Source organism: Lacinutrix sp. (assembly GCF_037625555.1).
In the GTDB taxonomy this organism is placed as follows: Bacteria; Bacteroidota; Bacteroidia; order Flavobacteriales; family Flavobacteriaceae; genus Lacinutrix.
The window spans coordinates 1-4005 of sequence record NZ_JASJHV010000002.1 but is presented as its reverse complement, the minus strand read 5'-3'; the positions used below and the strand labels follow the sequence as shown (position 1 = coordinate 4005).

Below are 4005 nucleotides of genomic sequence, written 5' to 3'. Positions count from 1 at the left end.
AGCATTTAAGTGGATTTTAGAATTAAAAGAGTTAAATTAGTATGTATTGATAATGTTTGTTAATCAATAATATTAATAAATGTCGATTACATTAATCATTATTTTTGAAACAGTATTTACTAATACCAACTCTATTAGCATTTTTTAGACATTAATAATGAAATTTACAGACTCCTTTACAATTGAAAATCATTCTTTTATAGAAAAAAATTCTCGTTCTGTACACTTTATTATCTAGATAATATTGTTGTGTCAGAAATAGATTATGGAACTCATTTTGATTGGGCAAAAATTCAAGAATTAATAGATTCAATTCTCTTACACTACGGCAAAGATTGTAAAATAGGATACATTTCGAATAAGATAAATTCTTACTCTTTTGAGCCTAACCTTTGGAAAGACTTTTTTGAAAAATATTCTTTTCTCGCAAGAAGTGTCTCTGTATGCTATACAGAGATTAACTATGCCAATGGTTTATTAGAAGAAAAACTATCTAATAAAAAAGTAAAAGCCGTAAAATCTATTGAAGAAGACATTGCTTGGATTTCTAATTTAGAGGCAATTAAAAAGTAAATTAAAACTCAAACGTTTTACCATCATCTGCTAATTCTACATTTTCAAAAAACTCTTTAGCTTCAGTTTTAAATACATTTAAATCATCGTATCTAGTAGAATAATGTCCAAGTAACAACCTGCCAACATTAGCCTGTTTTGCAATACTTCCAGCTTCTTTTGCTGTACTGTGCTTTGTTTTTGGTGCTAAATGAGCGTGCTGCTCTAAAAAGGTAGATTCATGATATAAAACATCTACATTTTTAATTATTGGTACTATATCTTCTTTATAAGCTGTATCGCTACAAAAAGCATAACTTTTAGGTTTTTCTGGAGGATACGTAACTGTTTTATTTTCTATATGTTTTCCCTCTTTATTTTCAACATCAAAACCTTGTTTTAATTTTCTATAATAAGCAACATCAATATCTGCATTTAATACAGCATTCATATCTAATTTGCGTTCTCCTTCTTTTTCTTTAAAAAGGAAACCATTAGCATAGACACGATGATCTAAGGGAATTGTATGAACTTCTACTTTATGGTCTTCAAAAATTAATTCTGACTCTAAACTGTTTAGTTCGTGAAAAATAAGGTTATAATTTGTCCAAGAGTTTGCTAATTTCATTTGAAGTGTAATTACTTCTTTCAAGCCTTTTGGAGCATGAATGTGCAAATCTGCTTCACGCGTTAATAATCGCATAGTAGAAATTAAACCCACTAGACCAAAAAAATGATCTCCATGTAGATGAGAAATAAAAATATGCTTAATACGATTAAACTTTATTTTATGTCGCCTAAGCTCTACTTGAGTACCTTCACCACAGTCTATTAAAAACAAATGATTATTTATTTCTAAAACTTGAGACGTAGGATTTGTAAATGTTCGTGGTGTTGCACTATAGCAACCAAGTATGTTTAGTTTCAATCCGGGAGGTTGTTTTGTTATTTATTGTGGAATCGATTTAACTTAATTACTAACGAATCAACTGCTTAGCATTTTTATTAAAACCCTAAATCGCGTTCCATTACTTCCATTTCAATAATATCGAAAGCTTCTTGAAGTGAAGGTACTACTATAATTTCATCTGAAGTATCGTTAGCATTAATAGTATCTGTAACTACTACAAAAGAGTGTTTTGCTGCATGATGTTTTTTAGAAAGGCGTAAAAATTCAATAATATCTTGCGAAGTTATCTTTCTTAAAGAAGACATTTTTATAACAATGTTATGGTTTTCAAATTTAGGATATAAAGCTTCCAGTTTCTTAACTAATTCTATAACAGTAGCTTTCTCTTGTGTAATAATAGACGTATTTTCCTCTTGAGTTATGATCATAATTTATTGTTTTATTTTTGAAGCTAATAAATATATTACTGCCATCCTAACTGCTACTCCATTTTGTACTTGATCTAAAATAATGGCTTGTTTAGAATCTGCAACATCACTTGTTATTTCAACACCTCTATTAATAGGTCCTGGATGCATAATTGTAATTTCTTTATTTAAAGAATCTAGTAATGCTTTATTTACTCCATATTGTTGTGTGTATTCTCTGGTAGATGGTAAATAACTAATAGCCATACGTTCGTTTTGTACGCGCAGCATATTTGCTACATCACACCATTCTAATGCTTTTTTTAAGTTTGTTTCAACTTTTACTCCTAAATCTGCAATATACTTAGGCAATAGTGTTTTGGGTCCACAAACCATTACATTTGCACCTTGCAATTTTAAGGCATAAATATTAGATAAAGCTACACGACTATGCAAAATATCTCCTACAATTACTACATTCTTTCCTGCAACATCTCCTAAACGTTCTCTTATAGAATAAGAATCTAAAAGTGCTTGTGTTGGGTGTTCATGTGCACCATCTCCTGCATTAATTATGTTCGCTTTTACATGTTTAGAAAGAAAAACACATGCACCAGGATTTGGGTGACGCATAACAACCATATCTACTTTCATAGATAAAATATTGTTTACAGTATCTATTAAAGTTTCGCCTTTTTTAACTGAAGATTGTCCAGCAGAAAAATTAATAACATCTGCAGAAAGTCTTTTCTCTGCTAGTTCGAAAGATAATTTTGTTCGTGTTGAATTTTCAAAAAATAAATTAGCAATAGTAATATCTCGAAGCGAAGGCACCTTTTTAATGGGTCTATTAATCACTTCTTTAAAATGGTCTGCTGTTTCAAAAATAAGTTGAATGTCTTTTTCTTGAAGGTATTTAATTCCTAATAAGTGATTGACACTTAATTCGCTCATGGTATAATTTTTATTAGCACTTTTCTGCGCTTTGAATAATACTTTAAAATTTTAGCTATTCACTAAATAAACTGCATCTTTACCATCGTTTTCTTTCCAGCTTACTTTTACTTTTTCTTCGTTTATAGCATCTACTTGTCTGCCTCTATAATTTGGCTGTATTGGTAAATGTCTACTAAAACGTCTGTCTATTAAAGTAAGTAATTCTATTTCATTTGGTCTTCCAAAAGATTGTATTGCAGTTAAAGCTGCACGAATACTTCGTCCAGTATACAACACATCGTCTATAAAAACAACGTTCTTATCTTCTACTATAAAATCTATTTCTGTAGTATTGGCTTCGTGTATTTTATCTCCTCTTCTAAAATCGTCACGATAAAATGTAATGTCTAATTGTCCTAATTGTAAGTTTTTAATTTTATAATCTGTTTTTAGCATTTGGGCTAAACGATTAGCTAGATACTTACCTCTTGGCTGTAAACCTATTAAAACAGTGTTAGAAAAATCTTTATGGTTTTCAATTAATTGACAAGCCAATCTGTGAAGAATGATGTTTATGTCTGTTGCGTTAAGTAGCACTTTCTGACTCATATACTCTGTAAGGGTATTTGATAAACAAAGTTAAGTTAAATTATTTTAAGTTGAAAGTTGTTTATAAAGTTTCATTAATAAGATTAACGAGCCTTAAAAAACAGTTTATTATAATTCCTAAAAAAAACCTCTCAGAAATGAGAGGTTTTAAAATATTTAATAAATATTCAGGTGAAGATTACTTCTTTCCGTCTAATTTATCTTTAAGAGCTTGTAAAGCTTCATTTGCATCACCTAATGTTGGTTTAGATTCTGCAGCTTGAGAGACTTGTTTAGCTTCTGCAGCTTTAACATTTGCCATCTCTTCTTCTCTAAAGATTGCAGTATGCGAAGCAATTACTCTCTTAAACTCTTTGTTAAATTCTATAATTTTGAATTCAGCAGAATCTCCTTTCTTTAATTTCTTACCATCTTCTTTTTCAAGGTGACGAGAAGGAATAAATGCTACGATATCTTCATTAAATTCAATAGTTGCTCCTTTATCTACAACATCTGCTATTTCTGCAGTGTGAATAGTTCCTAAAGCAAACTCAGTTTCGTATTTATCCCAAGGATTATCTGTTGTTTGTTTATGACCTAAAGATAATTTAC

Annotated in this window: 6 protein-coding genes; 1 reads left to right on the top strand and 5 read right to left on the bottom strand. The window is 29.8% G+C overall.

Annotated elements, in window-relative coordinates:
* The first annotated feature begins 249 nt into the window (after positions 1 to 249).
* Positions 250 to 573, top strand: coding sequence for a hypothetical protein (locus QNK89_RS00080; protein ID WP_340168881.1), 324 nt, complete (start codon positions 250 to 252; stop codon positions 571 to 573).
* Between the two features lies 1 nt (position 574).
* Here QNK89_RS00080 and QNK89_RS00075 read toward each other — a convergent pair whose 3' ends face one another.
* From QNK89_RS00075 to QNK89_RS00055, 5 genes are all read right to left on the bottom strand, one after another.
* A complete protein-coding gene (locus QNK89_RS00075) occupies positions 575 to 1480 on the bottom strand; it encodes a ribonuclease Z (RefSeq protein WP_340168880.1) in 906 nt (301 codons plus the stop codon).
* Between the two features lie 77 nt (positions 1481 to 1557).
* Complete coding sequence (locus tag QNK89_RS00070; protein ID WP_340168879.1) at positions 1558 to 1890, bottom strand: ribonuclease Z; 333 nt, start codon at positions 1888 to 1890, stop codon at positions 1558 to 1560.
* 3 nt (positions 1891 to 1893) lie between these two features.
* Positions 1894 to 2823, bottom strand: coding sequence for an aspartate carbamoyltransferase catalytic subunit (locus QNK89_RS00065; RefSeq protein ID WP_340168877.1), 930 nt, complete (start codon positions 2821 to 2823; stop codon positions 1894 to 1896).
* 51 nt (positions 2824 to 2874) lie between these two features.
* Positions 2875 to 3414, bottom strand: a complete 540-nt coding sequence (pyrR, locus tag QNK89_RS00060; protein ID WP_340168876.1) for a bifunctional pyr operon transcriptional regulator/uracil phosphoribosyltransferase PyrR — start codon at positions 3412 to 3414, stop codon at positions 2875 to 2877.
* 178 nt (positions 3415 to 3592) lie between these two features.
* Positions 3593 to 4005 (bottom strand): S1 RNA-binding domain-containing protein (locus QNK89_RS00055; RefSeq protein WP_340168875.1); only part of this gene is annotated, 413 nt, incomplete at its 5' end.

What these genes read in the sequence shown, in the direction of transcription:
- QNK89_RS00070 (WP_340168879.1), bottom strand. Translation starts at nt 1,890, where the DNA reads ATGATCATAACTCAAGAGGAAAATACGTCTATTATTACACAAGAGAAA.
- QNK89_RS00065 (WP_340168877.1), bottom strand. Translation starts at nt 2,823, where the DNA reads ATGAGCGAATTAAGTGTCAATCACTTATTAGGAATTAAATACCTTCAA.
- pyrR (WP_340168876.1), bottom strand. Translation starts at nt 3,414, where the DNA reads ATGAGTCAGAAAGTGCTACTTAACGCAACAGACATAAACATCATTCTT.